Genomic DNA, 17,248 nt, shown 5'->3' on the forward strand with positions numbered 1-17,248 from the left:
CCCCCTCAACTCGAGTTGCATAGGATGGCAAAGAATCGATTTTGATGAGCCGCCCCCCAGGCGGAGCCGCACGCTGGCCCAGGATAGCAGGTTGGGTTTGGCATAATACTTGCAATCTGATTCCACGTGGTATCTGTCGCGTCCCAAAAGGTCTCAGGCAGTGCACATTGCTCAAGAAGCGAGCAGGCCGATTGCGAGCTAAACAGGCAAAAATGTCGCTTCCCCTCAAGTGCCGCAAGGTGAGATTCATGCTAAAGCGATTGATCAGTGATTCCCGATTATGGCCTGTCATTGCACTCATGTGCGGATTGCTGGGCATGTCAGGTTGCGGCGGCGTTGATGATGGTTGGAATCGTCAAGCCATTTCCGGTACGGTGACTCTGCGAAACAAGCCGCTCGATTCTGGTTCGATCAACTTTGAACCCCGCGATCTCTCGACGGGAACCAGCGGCGGCGCCGAGATCAAGGAGGGGAGTTTTGTCATGCCGGCCTCGCGCGGCTTGCCCCCTGGCCAATACATTGTGCGTATTTACAGTGCTGACTTGGCTGTGGCCCCGGTTGCAGTGAATGTTGCCGAACAGGATGGGGTGCTTTACCCGCCGGAGAGAATCCCGCCCAAGTGGAACTCCAACAGCAAAGAAACCATCACGGTAGCGGAGGATGGAGACAACAAGTTTGAATTGGTAATCCCTTAGCACTTCACGTGGCGGGGATCTCTTGCTTCCGTTTGTTTTCCTATCCAAATATTTACAGAGAATTCCTGATCATGCGCTCCCCTCGAAATGTATTCCGTGGATTTACGCTCGTCGAACTTCTGGTCGTCATCGCGATCATCGGCGTCTTGATTGCCCTGTTGTTGCCAGCCGTTCAGCAAGCTCGTGAAGCGGCTCGCCGAATGCAATGTTCCAATAACCTGAAGCAGGTTGGATTGGCGCTGCACAACTATCACGACACTTTCCAGAAGTTTCCCCGCGGCACTTATTCGTGCTGCAACGGGACTTGGCAGGTCGCCATATTGGCCCAAATTGAACAGGGCGCGATGGCGCAGAATTATGACATGCTAGAGCGCTATTCACATGCAACCAACCAGGATGTCACGACAATGCGAATCGCGACATTGACCTGTCCTAGCGATATTCCCAACTCTCCCTACATCAGCGGCGGCATCGAATATACCGCACATAATTACGCCGCCAATTATGGGAATGTCGGCCATTATCGATCAGCTCCCGGTCAAATGCCGCCAGATTTCAATGGAGTCAAGTTTGGGGGAGCCCCGTTTGCATTCGAACGCGCTTTTGGAATGAAGGATGTCGCTGATGGGACCTCGAACACTTTGCTCGTCGCCGAAGTTCTGCAAGGCATCGACGGCGACTTGCGTGGTTTTACTTGGTGGGGAGCCGGATCTGGCTTCAGCGGATATCTGCCGCCGAATGCTAACGACCCAGATGTCATGGAAAGCGCGAGCGTTTGCAAGAACTCTCCGTCGCTAAATCTCCCTTGTACCGGTGCGACTTCATCCAATCCTTATCGACTCGCTTCGCGTAGTCGCCATCCCGGCGGAGTCCAAGGGGTCTTGTGTGATGGCTCGGTCCGTTTCGTCGCTGACACGGTAGATCTCGCCACTTGGCGAGGACTTTCCACCACCCAAGGCGGCGAAGTGTTAAATGAATTTTAGATCGCTTGCACGAGCCTATTGCCTGGCAAGACAGTAAATATGGGTCGAGGTGCGCCAATAGATCCGGCCGCCGACAATTACCGGACTGGCGAATCCTGCACCGGAAAGTTTGCCCGAGGAGACTTGCTTGAATTGGGCTCCTGCTTTCAACACAAACATTTCGCCGGCTTCATTGGGAATATAGATCAGATCACCGATCAACGTGGGCGAAGCGCTGAAACCGCCGCCTAACCGTTCTTTCCATTGTTCCTCGCCGGTCTTCGCATCGTAACAAACGGCGACCCCGTCATCCCCGATTGCATAGACGAAATCGCCGTCGACCAGCAGCGACGGGACGTAAACCTTTTTGCGCTGTTCCCAGATCTGCTGCGATGGATCGAGTTGCCCCGTCCCGCCTGCACGGATAGCGATGACAAATGGATCGGGGTATCCGCCGCTCGCGTAGACCGTGTCGCCGACGACTTGCGGCGTATTGGCGGTTGTTTCGGCTAGGCCTGAATAGTTCCAAATCGGCTCGCCGGTATTTGGGTCATAACTATCTAGTCGATATTGTCCGCTGAGGATCAATTGGGGACGGCCAGCGATTTGGGCGATGGTTGGCGAGCCGTAGCTGTTGCCGTGGGGACGCGAAGTTCGCCAGACGATCTCGCCGCTGCCGCGATCGAGCGCCGCGATAAAGCCAGAGCCGTTGCAATCGGCCTGGACGATCAACAGCGATTCAAAGATCAACGGCGAACTGCCGTAGCCATGCTGACTGCGGAAGGGGCCGGCTTCTTTTTGCCACAAGATTTTTCCTGCCGGCGAGATGGCTGTCGCCCAGATGCCGTCATTGACCATGAACAAGGTATAGATATTGGTCCCGTCGGTCGCCGGCGTCGCCGAGGCTTGGGAGTTTTTCGGGTGCATATTCATGAAATTTCCTTCATGCACCTGGGTTGACCACAGCTTGTCGCCGGTCGCAGCGTCAAACGCGAGCAGCGATTGAGTTTGCGCTGCATCGTCGGCCGTGGTTAGATACAGTTTTTCACCTAATAAGATCGGTGTGGAATGTCCCAGACCGGGGATTTCGGCCTGCCACAGGATCATTTGAGCGTTGATTTCGTTCGGAGGAGTAGGTCCGGTGGCCTGATTATTGTGGTTCAATCCGCGCCACCAGGGCCAATCGGCGGCCGAAACCGCGATCGGTGGCGCCTGGCTTACGACTTGGCTGCGGACACGGACCTCTTGGACCGGTTGCGGCGGCGAACATGCCCAAGTGACCGGTAAAATGAACGCGAGAAAGAGAAAATAATGTCTCATGGGGCGTTACTCTGAGTCGGTAGGGGGACGCTGTCATCGTATCGTGAATTGGAATGTGAAGAAATCCGCGTGGCTTTGATCGCCCAACTCGGGCATAATGCGCAGGATAGAGCGTTTGTATGCCTACATTCTGTATGGAGAGGAGTTCCGCTGATGTTTTCGCAAACTCGCTGGATCACATCGTTGCTGCTGCTATTGATGGCCGCGCCGTTGTGGGCCCAATCTGCAGGTCAAGCCGATCTGGACAAGGCAGTTGATCTGAAGCTGTCGGCCGAATCGGTGGACGACTTGGAAAAAGTCATCACCCTCAGTGAGTCCGCTTTGGAAAAAGGCTTGACGGCCGATGACCAGGCGTTCGCCAAGCAATTGTTGACGTCGGTGCTGTATCAACGCGCCCAGACGATCGCCGCCGGAATTTTTGAACGTGATCCCCCGGTCGCCCAGTGGAAAGAGCTGCGTGATAAAGCGCTGGCCGACGCCAATCGGGCGCTGAAGGTTGATCCGAACCTGGGCGAGATGCAGCTGCTGAAATCACGGCTGCTGGTGCTGCCGGGCGGTGACAAGGACGAAGCGAAAAAGGCGCTTGAAGCCGCAATCGAAAATCTGACAGAAGATGACCAACAGCTCTCCAAAGCGATCATGATGTCGGCGACCTTGGAAGAAGATCCCAAGTTACAGATTGAAAAGCTGACCAAAGCGGTCGCCACCGATCCCGACAATGTCGACGCGCTGAAGCTGCGCGGCGTCTTGTATTTGCAGCAAGAAAACTTTGAGAAAGCTTCGGCCGACTTGAAGCAGGTGATGGAAAAGAACCCGAACGACGTCGCGGTATTGCAAGCCTACGCCGATACGCTGGCCGGGATGAAGAAGTTTGATGAAGCGATCGCGCTGCTCGACAAGACGGTCGCCGAGCATCCCGGTTCGCCGGTCGGCTATTTGTTGCGAGCGCGGTTGAAGGTGCTGGCCGAAGATCCGGAAGGGGCGATTGCTGACCTGGATCAGGTCCTTGCGTTCATACCTCGTTCGATTCCGGCTTTGATGATGAGAGCCCGTCTGTATATCGACCTTGATCGACCGGCGGACGCCGAGCAAGATCTGGATCGGATTCTGGGAATCGAAGCGAACCTGCCGGATGCGATCATCCTGCGCAGCGTTGTGCTAACGCAGCAAGGCAAGTTTGCGCAAGCGATCAAAGACCTGGAAACGCTGTTGCAACGCGATCCGAAAAACGAATCGATCTTGATTCAAATCGGGATGATCTACAATTCGGATGGTCAGCCGCGAAAAGCGATTCAGATTTTCGACACCGTGCTGAAGAAGTCGCCAGATAGCTGGCAAGCGCTGAGCGGTCGCAGCAATGCCCAGCTTTCGATCGGCGAGCAAAAGCAAGCGATCGAGGGTTATGAGCAGGCGCTGAAATTGCAGCCGAACGATGATCATATTTTGAACAATTTGGCCTGGGTCTTGGCGACTTCTCCGCAAGATGATCTGCGCAACGGAAAACGTTCGTTAGAGCTCGCGAAGAAGGCCTGCGAAGTGACCAAGTACGATGCTCCCCATATCCTGAGCACGCTGGCCGCCGCAAATGCGGAAGTTGGCGATTTTGAAGAAGCGAAAAAGTGGGCGCAGAAGGCGGTCGACAAAGGATCAGATGAAGATATCATCGGGCACCTGAAAGAAGAGCTGGCGAGCTACGAGCAGAAAAAGCCGTGGCGCGAAAAGCAGGAAACGCCAGAAAAGAGTACCGCAGAGGAGAAGCCGGCAGCGGAGAAGAAAACAGCAGCAGAAGAAAAGCCGGCCGATGCAAAGCAGGAAGAAGCGGCCGAGCCAAAGGCCGACAAGCAAGCGGGCGAGTAACGACGTAACTCGAAGCAAATGTCGGAAGGAGGCATGCGATGGAAATCTTAGAATCGAACCAGTTGGTTCAGCAGAAGTGCAAGCCGTGCGAAGGAGGGGTAGAGCCTTGCTCGTTGAGCGAAGCCAACAAGCAACTTGCCTACCTCAACGGTTGGCAGTTGACCCAAGATGGCCAGCGGATTCGCAAAAACTGGACGGTAAAAAACTTTATGGCTGGCCTGAAGTTCTTCAACCAAGTTGCCGAAGTCGCCGAAGCGGACGGACATCATCCTGATTTGCATCTCGAAGGATATCGCAATATCTGGATCGAGCTGTGGACGCACGCGATCGGCGGTTTGAGCGAAAATGACTTCATCTTGGCGGCCAAAATCGACGAATTGCCGATTGATTTAAAGTAAAAAAAGATCCGCCCTGACCGGTGGAAATAACGTAAGCTTCCCTTGGCGGCCCGAGTTCTAGTGACTCGGCGTCGCTATCGGCACAAGGAACGGCGAATGCCGTTCCTTTTTTGTTTCCTCTCAGGCTTCTCATGGTTCACGCAAGTTACCCCGACGATCTTGTCCCGGCATCGACGGCGCTACCGGCGGCGAAATCCGCTCGTAGTGGAGAACTGTTGCCGCAGCCGCAGTATGCTGTGCCGCAAGCCGGCGGTGGTTTTAAAGAGGCGTTTGACTTTACTCTGCGTAGTCCTGCGCTATTGCTGGTGCTGTTGTTGACGTTGGGGCCGATGGCCTTGCCGCTGATTGTGATTAGTCCCAAGTTGAGCGTGCTGACTAAGGTCTTGGTGACGGTGGTGACATTGGGGCTGACGGTTGTGGCGCCGATTGCGTTGACGATCTATTTTTCGCACTTTGCGGTGCTGCCGGCGCTCGATGCGATCCGTGACGCAAATCTGCGCGGCGGCGCCATTTAGGCTTGTGTAAGACGGCTCACACGCAGTGATTTGAGAGGGGGTTGTCTTCGCGCCGCAACGGCTTAGATTTTCGTGGAGAGAGCGAAAGCTGAACGAAAATCAAAGGAGATGTCTGATGTTGTTGCGCCAATTAGGGAAAACCGATCTACAAATCCCGCCGATCGTCTTTGGCGGCAACGTCTTTGGTTGGACATTAGACGAAGCGGCGTCGTTCGCGATGCTTGATCAGTTGCAGCAGCGCGGCTTGACGGCGATCGACACGGCTAACGCCTATTCTCGCTGGGTTCCCGGCAATCAAGGAGGCGAGTCCGAAACGATCCTCGGCAACTGGATGAAGTCGCGCGGCAACCGTGATCAGATCACGCTCATCACCAAGGTTGGTCATGACATGGGGCAGGGGCATCATGATCTGAGCCCCGCGCATATCGCCGAGGGAGTCGAAGATTCGCTCCGCCGCTTGCAAACCGATCGGATCGATCTTTACTTCTCTCATTTTGACGACTTGCGAACGCCGGTCGAAGCGACGATGGGTGCGTTTGACAAGCTGGTTCAAGAAGGCAAGGTCCGTTGGCTGGGTGCATCCAATCTCTCGGCCGAGCGGATCGAAGCGTCGCTTGCGGCCAGCGCCCAGCACAATGGGGCCGCTTACCATGTGATCCAGCCTGAGTACCATTTGCTGGCGCGCGAGAAATTTGAATCCGAGTACGCGCCGCTGTGCGAGAAATGGCAGTTGGCCGCGATCACGTACTTCTCATTGGCGAGCGGATTTCTCTCAGGCAAGTACCGTAGCAGCGATGACCTAAGCCAAAGCTTGCGTGGCGGGCGCGTCGAAAAGTATCTCGATAACCCTCACGCCCCCGGTGTTTTAAAAGCCTTGGAAGAGGTTGCGACCAAGCATGACGTCAGCATGGCGGCCGTCGCGCTGGCGTGGATCTTGGCCAAGCCCTGGGTCGCTGCGCCGATCGCTAGCGCAACCAAAGCCAGTCATCTGGATGCGATGACGACGGCGATTGCGTTGAAACTGGACGGTGAAGACATGCGCGCCCTCGATCAGGCGTCTGCTTAGCGCTGGAGATTAGACCTGAACGTTGCAAGCAGAGAGAGACTCGCAGGGGAGTTGCAAGACGAATCGGCTCCCCTGTTGCAGGCGACTTTCGCAATCGATGTTTCCACCCAAGACCGCCGCAATCCGGCTCACGATCGTAAGACCGAGACCGGTGCCGATGGCGCCGCTGCGGCGCGCCGCTTCGCTGCGGAAAAAGGGATCGAAGATCGAATCGAGATCGTCCGCCGCGATGCCGGCGCCGCGATCGCGGACAACAATTTCTAGCTGGTGGGGAGCGCTTGCTTGCACGGAGAGTTCGATCGGCGTGCCTGCGTCGCTATATTTGACCGCGTTTTGCAACAGGTTATCGATCGCTTGCGATAGTAATGAAGGAGAAGTGCTTAACTGCGCATCGGTTTGCAAGGTAAACGTGATATCGGTGCTGCGTGAATGTGGCTCCCACTTGCGGCGATAGTTTTGTAGCCAGTTTGACAGGAGGATCGTTTCGCGGTCAGGCAACTCGGCATGCCCTTCTGCTCTGGCGATGAACAGCAGCGAGGTCACGATTTGTTGCAGTTCGTCGGTTTGGTCGCGCAGGGTCTGCAGCAAGTCGCGATATTCGGCCTCGCTGCGAGGGCGGCGCATTGCGACGTCGATTTGTCCTAGCAAGACGGTTAAGGGGGTCCGCAGTTGATGGGCCGCATCGCCGGTGAAACGTTGCTGCTGCTGATACGAAATTTGTAATCGATCCAACAGATCATTGAAGGCCGCGGCCAGCGAGGCGAGCTCATCCGGACGACGCGAGACCGGCAAGCGTGCGCTGGTTTGGAAGCCGGTAATGGAGCGAGCTTGGCGAGCCATGTCGGAGACTGGTCGCAGCGCTCGGCGGCAGTAAGTACGACCGACGACTGCGGCCAAGATCCAAAGAATCACCGGCAATCCGCAGGCAAGCGCCGCGAGTCGCCAGAGATCGGCGTTTAAACGTTGCGAGTTGCGGGCCACGGTGACGATCACATGGGCAAACTCGTCTGGATCGCGGTCGCGATCTGGTTTGGGCTCGATCGCGACAAGGCGGGATTGCAAGATTCTCCAATGTCCGAAGCTAGAAAATTCGCCCTGTTGAGAATGAATTTGCGAGCCGATTTCTAGCAACTGGCGATCGGCCGGTTGTCGTAGATCGAGATTCCCAGAGGCGTCCACCACGCCGCTTGGTTCTTCGATAATCAACCAGCGAACCTCATCGTTTCCGTCACCCAGGTGAATGGTGTGTTCCGAGGGTTGCCATTTCACCGCGTCGCTTTCTACTTCGATTGCCGCGGAAAGGACATGCAGTGAATTACGGAGATGATCGTCGAACGCGTGATACAAGTGCTGGCGGATCAGCACATACATCGTCGCCGAGTAGCCGATCAAGCAGATCGCTAGCGCCGCGAGAAAGAAGAGCGAGATTCGATTGACCAGACGCATGCGATCCTATGTTTCCGCTTCTGATTCTAGTTCTGGTTGCAAGACGTACCCCCGGTTGCGGCGCGTTTGGATCACGCGTGGTCCGATCGCTTCTAATTTTCGCCGTAGCTCTTTGACGTGAACTTCGATCGTGTTGGACAAGCCGTCGAATTGATCTCCCCAGACCGCTTCAAAGATTCGCGTCCGCGTCAGCACAGCGCCGGGATGTTTGAGAAATAGGCATAACAACGAAAACTCTTTGGCGGTCAGGTTCAACGCCAAACCGTTTCGCGTCGCTTGTTGGCTTGATAAATCAGCTTGAATGCCAAAGCCTTCTAGCTTCAGATTTGACTTTTGGTCTGGTCGGCGCAGCAGCGCTCGGACGCGCGCCAACAGCTCTTCAAACGAAAACGGTTTGCAGAGATAGTCGTCGGCGCCTGCATCGAGTCCTTCGACACGTTGCTCGACCGCGTCGCGCGCCGTCAGGAAGAGGACCGGCGTCGTTTGATTTTGTCGACGGAAACGCCGCAGTAAATCGACCCCGTCTTCGCCTGGCAGCCACCAGTCGAGCAGCACTAAGTCCCATGAGCCGTTTTCGAGCGAAATGCGGCCAGCGGCTCCGTCTGCCGCCGATTCGACTTGGTAGCCTTCCTCGGTCAGACCACGTTGCAGAAAGTCGACGATGCGGGGTTCATCTTCGATAATCAGGATTCGACTGCTCATACGCGTGAGACTAGGAAAGGATGTTACAGGTTGGAAGAAGTAGGTGCTCCATTCTACCTCGCCGCGTCCGAAGAGACCGAGATTGAAACATAAAATCGGCTTCATGTTTCGTGGATCCGCAGAGCATTTGGGCGCTTATCTAAAGAAATCTTTAGGTTCGCATCACTCGCACCTTAACGGTATCGCGATAAGATCCATCGTAGGAATCACGCGTATACTTTCCGGTGAATCAAATCGATGCTGACACCTTTGCCCTGTTCCAACCGGATCGCCACAACGGAACTTCTAACCTATCGCTCGGCGACTGAGTTTTATCAACGATGGCGCCAACTGGATCAGTCCAACGCCTATTTGAAGGTCTCGATCGTGGCCGCGTTTGAAGATCATTTTTCGTCGCCCATCGTCGATGCGATTCGACGACAGCATCGGGGACTGCAATTGACAATCGTCACCCACACAGCCCGCTTGCCGGGTCTGGCAAGTCGCGTGGACTTGGTGCTGCATTGCATCTCGCTCGGTTGGCAATCCATCCAGTTCTCGACAAATTGGGAAGAATCGCTGGAGCGACAAATCAAAACGGCGACGCACGAGAGTCAGCATGTGGTTCTGCTCCCATTCTTTTGGCGTCCCATTTAACCAAAGGTGCGCTGCAAAACTGATGAAACGCATGGTTTTCAGCTATGTTTTCGATTAAAAGGGAATTCTTCCCCCACGCCGTTGCGCCCCACCTCCTATTTCCCCTCTTGTTTGGATCTTTGGAATGTCCGTAGTCGATCGTCGTCGTTTTTTGCAAGCAACTTTGGGAGGAGCGTCCGCGCTCACGCTGGGGAGTTGTCTGCTGGCGAAAGACAAATCGCCGCACGTTGGCGGAGCTCCGGCCGAGCCGCATGATTCGTTATTTCTCACTTGGCGCCAAGATCCGACCACAACGATGGTCATCCAATGGGTTGGCAAGTCGGACGCCGCGGAGCAGATTTCTTACACGTTGCTGAAAGGGGGGATTTGGCGAACTGCGACGGTGATGGCAAAACCATTTCCGGGGACTGATCTGCAGGTGCTGCGCTGCGAACTGACCGGGCTAGAGCAGGGGAGCGAGTACAAGTTTGCGGTCGGCGATACGAAGCGGCATTATCGCTTTCGAACCATGCCGTCCAAAGCTACCAACGAGTTTTGTTTTGTCTCTGGCGGCGATGCCGGAACCGGCAAGCATGCCGTCAGCTCGAACAAGGTCGCTGCGAGCCAAGATCCTTATTTTGTCATGATCGGAGGCGACCTGGCCTACGACAACGGAACTTCTCCTAAGACTTTTTTGAAGTTCCTTCAAAACTATGCCGAGACCATGGTCGACTCAGAGGATCGTCTGATTCCGCTGGTCAGTTGCCTTGGCAATCATGAAGTCAAGGATCACTATGGCGGTCGGCGCGATCAGGCGGGGAGCTATCTCTCGGTCTTTGACGTCTTCTATTCGGACGTAACCTTTGGCGCGCTCGACTTTGGCGACTATTTGAGCTTGGTGCTGCTCGACACTGGGCACATCGCTGAAGTCAAAGGAGAGCAGACAGCATGGCTGGAAAAGACGTTGGCTGAGCGGGCCGAGATTCCACACTTGTTTGGGATCAACCATGTCCCGTGCTATCCTTCTTACCGCAATCCCACAGGAGAGGATGAGCAACTGGGCATCGGCGAAGAGCAGCGGCAGTTGTGGTGTCCGTTGTTTGAAAAGCATAAGGTTGACGTTGTGCTGGAGCATCACGACCACACTTTCAAACGCACGCATCCGTTGACCGATGGTCGCATCGATCCGTATGGCGTCCACTATCTCGGGGATGGCTCGTGGGGCAAAGTGCGGGCGCCCAAGCGGCCGGAAGAACGCCCTTATCTGGCGAAAACCAGTGAAGCCTATCACGTCACGCTTCACCGACTCGAAGGGGAACGTCGGTTCCATATCGCGATCGAAGATACCGGCAAGATTGCCGATGTTGTGACGACCGTCAGCAAACGAGCCTCCAAACGGGGCTAAAGCCGCTGCATTCTCAGAGGAGACGGTGCAGCGGATCAGTCGAAATCCTGCGTGGCATGAAGTAAGATAAGAGGATTCCCTCGCCCCCCGAATCTTCTTTCGCGTGCAGTTAGTCATGACTCGATTTGCTCTTGCTGCGGTAATGGCAGTTACGCTGGTTTCGTCTACTGTCGCTCAGGCTCCGAAATCCTATTCCGGTATTTATCCGCACTTGGCCTACTTCAATAACGAAGGGGAGTGCGGGACCGGTGCGGTAGTGCCGTGGGCCGATCGGTTGTGGGTCATCACCTATGGCCCGCATCTGCCCAACGGATCCAGCGACAAGCTGTACGAGATCGATAGCAATCTGAACATGGTCATTCGCCCTGAGAGTGTCGGAGGAACGCCAGCCAATCGACTGATTCATCGCGAGTCGAATCAGCTTTTTATCGGGCCGTATGCGATCGACGCCGAGCGTGAGGTTCGCGTGATTCCTCCCAAGGTGATGTTTGGCCGGTTGACCGGTACTGCGCGGCATCTGACCGACCCGACCGGCAAGATCTACTATGCGACGATGGAAGAAGGGTTTTATGAAGTCGATGTTAAATCACTGGCTGTCACCGAACTGTATCAAGATGGCAATCGCCAAAAAAACAAAGGGGGCGATTTGCTGCCGGGCTACCACGGCAAGGGACTCTACAGCGGACAAGGTCGTTTGGTTTACGCCAACAACGGCGAGAACAGCGCCTTGGCTCGCCAACGCCCTGATGTTGACTCAGGCTGTTTGGCTGAGTGGGACGGCGAGAAATGGCAAGTGGTTCGCCGCAACCAGTTTACTGAAGTAACCGGCCCCGGCGGGATCTACGGCAACAGCGATCCGGCCAACGATCCGATTTGGAGCGTCGGCTGGGATAATCGCTCGCTGATTTTGCTAGTGTTGTATCAAGGGAAGTGGCACACCTATCGCCTGCCCAAGGGTAGCCATTGCTATGACGGCGCGCATGGCTGGAACACCGAGTGGCCGCGGATTCGCGATATCGGAGAAACAGATCTGCTGATGACGATGCATGGTTTGTTTTGGCGATTTCCAAAGAACTTCACCCCCAAGTCGTCGGCCGGCATTGCGGCTCGCAGCAACTACTTGAAAGTGATCGGCGACTTCTGCCAATGGAACGACCATGTTGTCTTTGGCTGCGACGATACGGCCAAGGCCGAGTTTTTGAACAAGCGAAAAGCCAAAGGAGATCTGATCGGACCTGGCCAATCGCAGTCGAACCTGTGGTTTGTCAACGCCGCAAAAATTGATCAGCTGGGCCCTCCGATTGCTCGCGGCGCCGTTTGGTTGCATGATCCGACCCAAGCCGACGTCCCGTCCGATCCGATGTTGGCTGGCGGTTTCGCGCATCGCGGGGTTCATCTGACCCATGCCGAGGATGCTGCGGTCACATTCACGTTGCAGACCGATCCGCAAGGCAATGGCCAGTGGAAGAAGCTGCGTACCGTTGAAGTGCCCCCGGCAGGATACGCCTGGATTGATTTGTCTCGTGATCCAGAAGCGGCGTGGATTCGGATTCAAACCGATCAGGACTGCCAAGATGTGACAGCTTCGTTTCATTTTTCCAACGCAGATCCGCGATCGACCAGCGCCAGCGACCAGTTTGCTGGCCTGGCCAAGCATGATGCGACCAATTTTTTGGCCGGTTTGGTGCGGGCCAGGGGAGAAAATCTACGGTCGTTGCAGTTGGTCTCCAGCGTTGTCAAAGAGGGCAAGCTGGTCGCGGAGGCAAATTTTGAAGCCTCCGCCGATCTGAAGCTTGTGCCGCTGACGGACACCAGCTCCCAGGCCTGGCTGAAGCAGCACGCGACTCCGCCGACTGACGTGATGTCGTCGGACGCGGCGTCACTGATTTTTGTGGACGACGACGGCAAGACTTGGCGATTGCCGCGACATATTGATGTGGCCGAAAGCGCCGCCGGGCCGGTTCGGATTGACCGCGAAGTTTGCACCGAGCGGGATCTGTTTCATTGCTCAAACATCTTTTACGAGCTGCCGGCCAATAATGCTGGCGGGTTCGCCAAGATTCGCCCGATCGCTGCGCATGACCTGCGAATCCATGATTATTGCAGCTATCGGGGGCTGTTGGTTTTGACCGGAGTGGCGCTTGACGCCGCCGCGAGCGACCACATTGTGCGCAGTAGTGAGGGAGACGGAGCGATTTGGGTGGGAGCGGTCGACGATCTGTGGCAAATAGGGAAAGCGGTTGGCCGCGGCGGTCCCTGGCTCGACACAAAAGTCGCCGCTGATGCGCCGTCGGACCCGTATTTAATGAACGGATTTGACAAACGGACCCTCACGCTGTCGCAGCAAGGGGCCGAACCGGTCAATATTCGGGTCGAAATCGACATTACGGGAGACGGAGATTGGGTGCAGTATCAGACTTTTTTTGTCGAACCGGGCAAGTTGGTAACGCATGAGTTCCCCACCGCGCTGCACGCTTATTGGCTGAGAACGGTCGCAGATGGCCCGACGACCGCCTCGGCGCAGCTTGCCTACGAATAAAATTTTGCCGTCGCGGGGGGAAGTGGACTTCCCGCCGGAGCGCTTCGCGGTAAAAATTCGCGCTTATGGCAAAATCACTCCATCTCGACATTCTTCCTCAGCCCGACGAAACAACATGCGGACCAACGTGTCTGCATGCGGTCTTTCGCTATTTCGATGACGAGCTGCCGCTGGCGCAGGTCATCCGCGAAACGCCGAAGCTTGATGAGGGGGGGACGCTGGCAGTTTTACTCGGTTGCCATGCGTTGCGAAAAGGGTACAAAGCGACAATTTACACCTACAACTTGACGGTGTTTGATCCGTCGTGGTTTTATCCCCCGACCGAGCCGCTGAAGTCCGCAGAGGAAGTCGCTGCGTTCCATAAGCGGCGGCTGATTGAGCGGCTGCATGCCCAGTTGTTGGTCAAATCTGATCCCAAGCTGGTTACCGCCAGCCGCGCCTATGTCCAGTTTCTGGAGCTAGGTGGGGTGATCGCGATGGAGGATTTAAAGGCTTCGCTGCTACGTCGGTTTTTGAAACTTGATTTGCCAATTTTGACCGGACTGAGCGCTACCTACCTGTACGGCACTCCCCGCGAATTTGGCGAAGACTGCCGGCCGGATGACGTCCGGGGCTATGCCGTTGGGCACTTTGTTGTGTTGCATGGCTATGATAAACAGGCCGGAACGGTCAGCGTGGCCGATCCCTATCTGCCCAATCCGTTGGGAGAGGAACATCACTACGATGTGAAAATCGATCGATTGTTATGCGCGATCATGCTTGGAGTTCTGACGTATGACGCCAATCTGCTGGTGATCGAACCCACCGGCAAAGTCTAACAGCTGCCGCCCCGTTATCTCCGATATTTCATCATCATTTGCAGCGCGGATTTGCGCTGTCGCGCTCCGCGGCGAAATCGCGGCAAGGGAGTGCTTTTTCGCGATGTCTGTTTTGATTGTCACCAATACGCCGGACGACTGGCCCGCCCAAATCGAAAATGTCCAGGTCGTCGCCGCCAACGATTATTTGACCGATACAAAATTTAGCGAGCTACGCGGCGTCAAAGTATTTAACCTCTGTCGATCGTACAAGTACCAGACGATTGGGTACTACGTTTCGCTGCTGGCCGAAGCTCGCGGGCACAAGCCATTGCCCAGCGTCACCGCCGTGCAAGACTTGAAGACGCATGCAATTGTTCGATTGGCTTCGTCCGATCTGGAGAAGTTGATTGAAAAATCGCTTTCTCCCATCAAGTCGGACAAGTTTGAGCTGAGCGTTTATTTTGGCCGGAACATGGCCCAGCGTTACGATCGCTTGTGTACGCAGCTTTTCAATCAGTTTCAAACGCCGCTGCTGCGAGCCAGTTTTGCGCGTGACAAAAACGGCTGGCAATTGAAAGCGATCAACGCGATTTCGGCCAACGACGTGCCTGACGCGCATTGGGACTTTGTGCTAGAAGCGGCGCAGCAGCACTTTGCCGGGCGCGGCGGTAGTGTCCGCAAGCGAGCGCGAGCACGCTTTGACTTGGCGATTTTGGACAATCCCGACGCGGATGATCGGCCGTCGAACAACAAAGCATTGGCCAAGTTTGTCAAAGCGGCCGAAGCGCAAGGGATTCATGCCGAAATGATTACCCGCGATGACTACGGCAGCATCGGCGAGTTTGATGCGTTGTTTATTCGCGAAACCACTCAGGTCAATCACCATACCTACCGCTTTTCGCGGCGCGCGGCCGGCGAAGGTTTGGTGGTGATCGATGATCCCCAGTCGATCGTCCGCTGCACAAATAAAGTCTTTTTGGCTGAGATCTTGGCGCGTCACAAGGTCGCAACGCCGAAGACGTTAGTCGTGCAGGCCGAAACGGCCTCGCAAATCGCGCCTCAGCTTGGTTTTCCGTGCGTGCTGAAAGAGCCAGACAGCGCTTTCTCTCGCGGGGTTGTCAAAGTAAAGAACGAGAAAGAGCTAGAAGCGAAGCTGTCCGAGTTTTTTGAGCACTCAGACTTGATCATCGCTCAAGAGTTTCTGCCGACGACGTTTGACTGGCGCATCGGTATTATCGATCGTCAGCCGATCTACGCCGCTAAATATTTTATGGCGACCGGTCACTGGCAGATCATCCAGCAAAAAGAAGGAAAGACGCGTTATGGCAAGTCAGAAACGATTCCGATCGAACTAGCACCACGCAAAGCGGTGCAAGTGGCGCTGAAAGCGGCTAATCTGATCGGCGATGGGTTGTATGGGGTCGACGTAAAAGAGTCGAACGGCCACTTTAGCGTAATCGAAGTGAACGATAACCCAAACCTTGACGCTGGTTACGAAGATGCGATTCTTAAAGACGAGTTGTATCGTCGAATCATGAGCGTCTTTTTGCGGCGCATCGAGCAGCGCAAAGCCGGCTTGTCTTAATTTGCGGTTCCTTTTTTTGACGCTTCCCATTCCTATTCGGTTCGTTCCATGAGTCAGCCGCTGCATTTGTTTGACGCTTTTGGCGTAGAGCTTGAATACATGATTGTCGACGCGCAGTCGCTCGACGTTCGCCCGATCTCGGACTTGCTGCTCGAAAAAGCGGCAGGTGAGATCATCTCGGAAGTAGAGCTAGGAGAGCTCGCCTGGTCGAACGAGTTGGCGCTGCATGTCATCGAGTTGAAGACAAATGGCCCGGCCGCATCACTTGATCCGTTGGCCGACTACTTTCAGCAGCATGTTTCGCAGGCCAATGAGTATCTCGCGCCGTTGGGCGCGCGACTGTTGCCGACGGCGATGCATCCTTGGATGGATCCGCACACCGTGCAATTGTGGCCGCACGATTACAATCCCATCTATCAGGCCTACAACCGCATCTTCGATTGCCGCGGCCATGGCTGGGCGAACCTGCAAAGCGTCCATTTGAATCTTCCATTTTGCGGAGATGAAGAATTTGGTCGCCTGCATGCTGCGATTCGGTTGATCATGCCGCTCTTGCCGGCGCTGGCCTCCAGCTCGCCGATTTGCGACGGCAAATCAAGCGGCTTCCTGGATACGCGGATGGAAGTTTACCGTACCAACTCGCAGCGAATTCCGTCCCTGACGGCGGCGATTGTGCCTGAGCCGATCTATACCGAAGGGGATTATCAACGTGAGATCTTCGAGAAGATGTACGCCGATATCGCGCCGCACGATCCCGAAGAAATGTTGCGGTATCCTTTTTTGAATGCCCGTGGCGCGATCGCGCGGTTTGATCGTGGCGCGATTGAAATTCGGGTTCTCGACATCCAAGAATCCCCTGCCGCCGACCTGGCGATCTTGCAGGCAATCGTCGCCGTCTTGAAGGCGCTTGTCAGTGAAAAATGGACTTCATTCGCTGAGCAGCAGTTGGTCGCAACCATGCCGCTGTCGCAGCTCTTGCTTGAAACCATCCGCACCGCTGATGCGACGCCGATCAAGGACGGAGAGCTGTTGCGACAGTTTGGTTGGAACGATCAGCATCGCCCTACCGTGGTTGAACTGTGGCAATATATCCTGGCCGAATTGGGGCAAACGCCGGCAGCCGAAAGTCCGCTTGAAGTGATCTTGAGGGAAGGCCCGCTGGCACGCCGTATTTTGCAAAAAGTAGGCCCAGATCTCTCGCACTTGAAAACCGTCTACGGCGAACTGGCCGAATGTTTGGCGAAAGGAATCATGTTCCGCCGGTAGATCAGCCTTTGACTTGACGAACCGCCTGCATTCCACAGAGGATGCTACACCCCAGTTAAGTCCCCCCTAAGTTTTGC

The 17,248-nt window shown here is 55.4% G+C and carries 15 protein-coding genes; 12 read left to right on the forward strand and 3 right to left on the reverse strand.

What is annotated here, in order from left to right:
* Positions 1-248: 248 nt before the first annotated feature.
* Together SH421x_RS01840 and SH421x_RS01845 are read left to right on the forward strand one after the other, a co-directional pair.
* On the forward strand, positions 249-695 hold the full coding sequence (locus SH421x_RS01840; RefSeq protein WP_488853605.1) for a hypothetical protein: 447 nt from the start codon (positions 249-251) through the stop codon (positions 693-695).
* A 71-nt stretch (positions 696-766) separates the two neighbouring features.
* Entirely contained in the window at positions 767-1,678 is a 912-nt protein-coding gene (locus tag SH421x_RS01845; RefSeq protein WP_488853606.1) for a DUF1559 family PulG-like putative transporter, read from the forward strand.
* A gap of 15 nt (positions 1,679-1,693) precedes the next feature.
* On the opposite strand, the gene SH421x_RS01850 is transcribed toward SH421x_RS01845, so the two are convergent.
* A complete protein-coding gene (locus SH421x_RS01850; RefSeq protein WP_488853607.1) occupies positions 1,694-2,977 on the reverse strand; it encodes an outer membrane protein assembly factor BamB family protein in 1,284 nt (427 codons plus the stop codon).
* A 153-nt stretch (positions 2,978-3,130) separates the two neighbouring features.
* Here SH421x_RS01850 and SH421x_RS01855 point away from each other — a divergent pair, with 153 nt between their 5' ends.
* The 4 genes from SH421x_RS01855 to SH421x_RS01870 all read left to right on the forward strand — a co-directional run bounded on the left by SH421x_RS01855 (position 3,131) and on the right by SH421x_RS01870 (position 6,813).
* Positions 3,131-4,834: a tetratricopeptide repeat protein gene (locus SH421x_RS01855; protein WP_488853608.1), complete on the forward strand. Its 1,704-nt coding sequence runs from the start codon at positions 3,131-3,133 to the stop codon at positions 4,832-4,834.
* Between the two features lie 38 nt (positions 4,835-4,872).
* On the forward strand, positions 4,873-5,232 hold the full coding sequence (locus SH421x_RS01860; RefSeq protein WP_488853609.1) for a 4a-hydroxytetrahydrobiopterin dehydratase: 360 nt from the start codon (positions 4,873-4,875) through the stop codon (positions 5,230-5,232).
* A gap of 131 nt (positions 5,233-5,363) precedes the next feature.
* The gene (locus tag SH421x_RS01865; protein WP_488853610.1) at positions 5,364-5,747 is read left to right on the forward strand and encodes a hypothetical protein; all 384 of its coding nucleotides are present in this window, start codon (positions 5,364-5,366) and stop codon (positions 5,745-5,747) included.
* 115 nt (positions 5,748-5,862) lie between these two features.
* Positions 5,863-6,813 (forward strand): aldo/keto reductase, encoded by a 951-nt coding sequence (locus SH421x_RS01870; RefSeq protein ID WP_488853611.1) that lies wholly within the window; start codon positions 5,863-5,865, stop codon positions 6,811-6,813.
* 9 nt (positions 6,814-6,822) lie between these two features.
* On the opposite strand, the gene SH421x_RS01875 is transcribed toward SH421x_RS01870, so the two are convergent.
* A complete protein-coding gene (locus tag SH421x_RS01875) occupies positions 6,823-8,259 on the reverse strand; it encodes an ATP-binding protein (RefSeq protein WP_488853612.1) in 1,437 nt (478 codons plus the stop codon).
* A 6-nt stretch (positions 8,260-8,265) separates the two neighbouring features.
* Positions 8,266-9,066, reverse strand: coding sequence for a response regulator transcription factor (locus SH421x_RS01880; protein WP_488853613.1), 801 nt, complete (start codon positions 9,064-9,066; stop codon positions 8,266-8,268).
* Positions 9,067-9,198: 132 nt separating this feature from the next.
* On the opposite strand from SH421x_RS01880, the gene SH421x_RS01885 reads away from it, so the two are divergent.
* The 6 genes from SH421x_RS01885 to SH421x_RS01910 all read left to right on the forward strand — a co-directional run bounded on the left by SH421x_RS01885 (position 9,199) and on the right by SH421x_RS01910 (position 17,171).
* Positions 9,199-9,597 carry a hypothetical protein gene (locus SH421x_RS01885; RefSeq protein WP_488853614.1) on the forward strand — a complete coding sequence of 133 codons (399 nt, stop codon included), beginning with the start codon at positions 9,199-9,201 and terminating at the stop codon, positions 9,595-9,597.
* A gap of 124 nt (positions 9,598-9,721) precedes the next feature.
* On the forward strand, positions 9,722-10,981 hold the full coding sequence (locus SH421x_RS01890; protein ID WP_488853615.1) for a purple acid phosphatase family protein: 1,260 nt from the start codon (positions 9,722-9,724) through the stop codon (positions 10,979-10,981).
* A gap of 115 nt (positions 10,982-11,096) precedes the next feature.
* A complete protein-coding gene (locus SH421x_RS01895) occupies positions 11,097-13,520 on the forward strand; it encodes a hypothetical protein (protein WP_488853616.1) in 2,424 nt (807 codons plus the stop codon).
* Between the two features lie 65 nt (positions 13,521-13,585).
* Positions 13,586-14,338, forward strand: a complete 753-nt coding sequence (locus SH421x_RS01900) for a C39 family peptidase (RefSeq protein WP_488853617.1) — start codon at positions 13,586-13,588, stop codon at positions 14,336-14,338.
* Positions 14,339-14,441: 103 nt separating this feature from the next.
* Positions 14,442-15,905 (forward strand): RimK family ATP-grasp domain-containing protein, encoded by a 1,464-nt coding sequence (locus tag SH421x_RS01905; protein WP_488853618.1) that lies wholly within the window; start codon positions 14,442-14,444, stop codon positions 15,903-15,905.
* A gap of 48 nt (positions 15,906-15,953) precedes the next feature.
* Entirely contained in the window at positions 15,954-17,171 is a 1,218-nt protein-coding gene (locus tag SH421x_RS01910; protein ID WP_488853619.1) for a carboxylate-amine ligase, read from the forward strand.
* The last annotated feature ends 77 nt before the right edge of the window (positions 17,172-17,248 follow it).

Source organism: Blastopirellula sp. SH421 (assembly GCF_057808535.1).

Coding starts and splice junctions, on each gene's coding strand:
- SH421x_RS01900 (WP_488853617.1), top strand. CDS start 13,586: ATGGCAAAATCACTCCATCTCGACATTCTTCCTCAGCCCGACGAAACA.
- SH421x_RS01855 (WP_488853608.1), top strand. CDS start 3,131: ATGTTTTCGCAAACTCGCTGGATCACATCGTTGCTGCTGCTATTGATG.
- SH421x_RS01910 (WP_488853619.1), top strand. CDS start 15,954: ATGAGTCAGCCGCTGCATTTGTTTGACGCTTTTGGCGTAGAGCTTGAA.
- SH421x_RS01890 (WP_488853615.1), top strand. CDS start 9,722: ATGTCCGTAGTCGATCGTCGTCGTTTTTTGCAAGCAACTTTGGGAGGA.
- SH421x_RS01870 (WP_488853611.1), top strand. CDS start 5,863: ATGTTGTTGCGCCAATTAGGGAAAACCGATCTACAAATCCCGCCGATC.
- SH421x_RS01875 (WP_488853612.1), bottom strand. CDS start 8,259: ATGCGTCTGGTCAATCGAATCTCGCTCTTCTTTCTCGCGGCGCTAGCG.
- SH421x_RS01880 (WP_488853613.1), bottom strand. CDS start 9,066: ATGAAGCCGATTTTATGTTTCAATCTCGGTCTCTTCGGACGCGGCGAG.
- SH421x_RS01860 (WP_488853609.1), top strand. CDS start 4,873: ATGGAAATCTTAGAATCGAACCAGTTGGTTCAGCAGAAGTGCAAGCCG.
- SH421x_RS01850 (WP_488853607.1), bottom strand. CDS start 2,977: ATGAGACATTATTTTCTCTTTCTCGCGTTCATTTTACCGGTCACTTGG.
- SH421x_RS01840 (WP_488853605.1), top strand. CDS start 249: ATGCTAAAGCGATTGATCAGTGATTCCCGATTATGGCCTGTCATTGCA.
- SH421x_RS01845 (WP_488853606.1), top strand. CDS start 767: ATGCGCTCCCCTCGAAATGTATTCCGTGGATTTACGCTCGTCGAACTT.
- SH421x_RS01905 (WP_488853618.1), top strand. CDS start 14,442: ATGTCTGTTTTGATTGTCACCAATACGCCGGACGACTGGCCCGCCCAA.
- SH421x_RS01885 (WP_488853614.1), top strand. CDS start 9,199: ATGCTGACACCTTTGCCCTGTTCCAACCGGATCGCCACAACGGAACTT.
- SH421x_RS01865 (WP_488853610.1), top strand. CDS start 5,364: ATGGTTCACGCAAGTTACCCCGACGATCTTGTCCCGGCATCGACGGCG.
- SH421x_RS01895 (WP_488853616.1), top strand. CDS start 11,097: ATGACTCGATTTGCTCTTGCTGCGGTAATGGCAGTTACGCTGGTTTCG.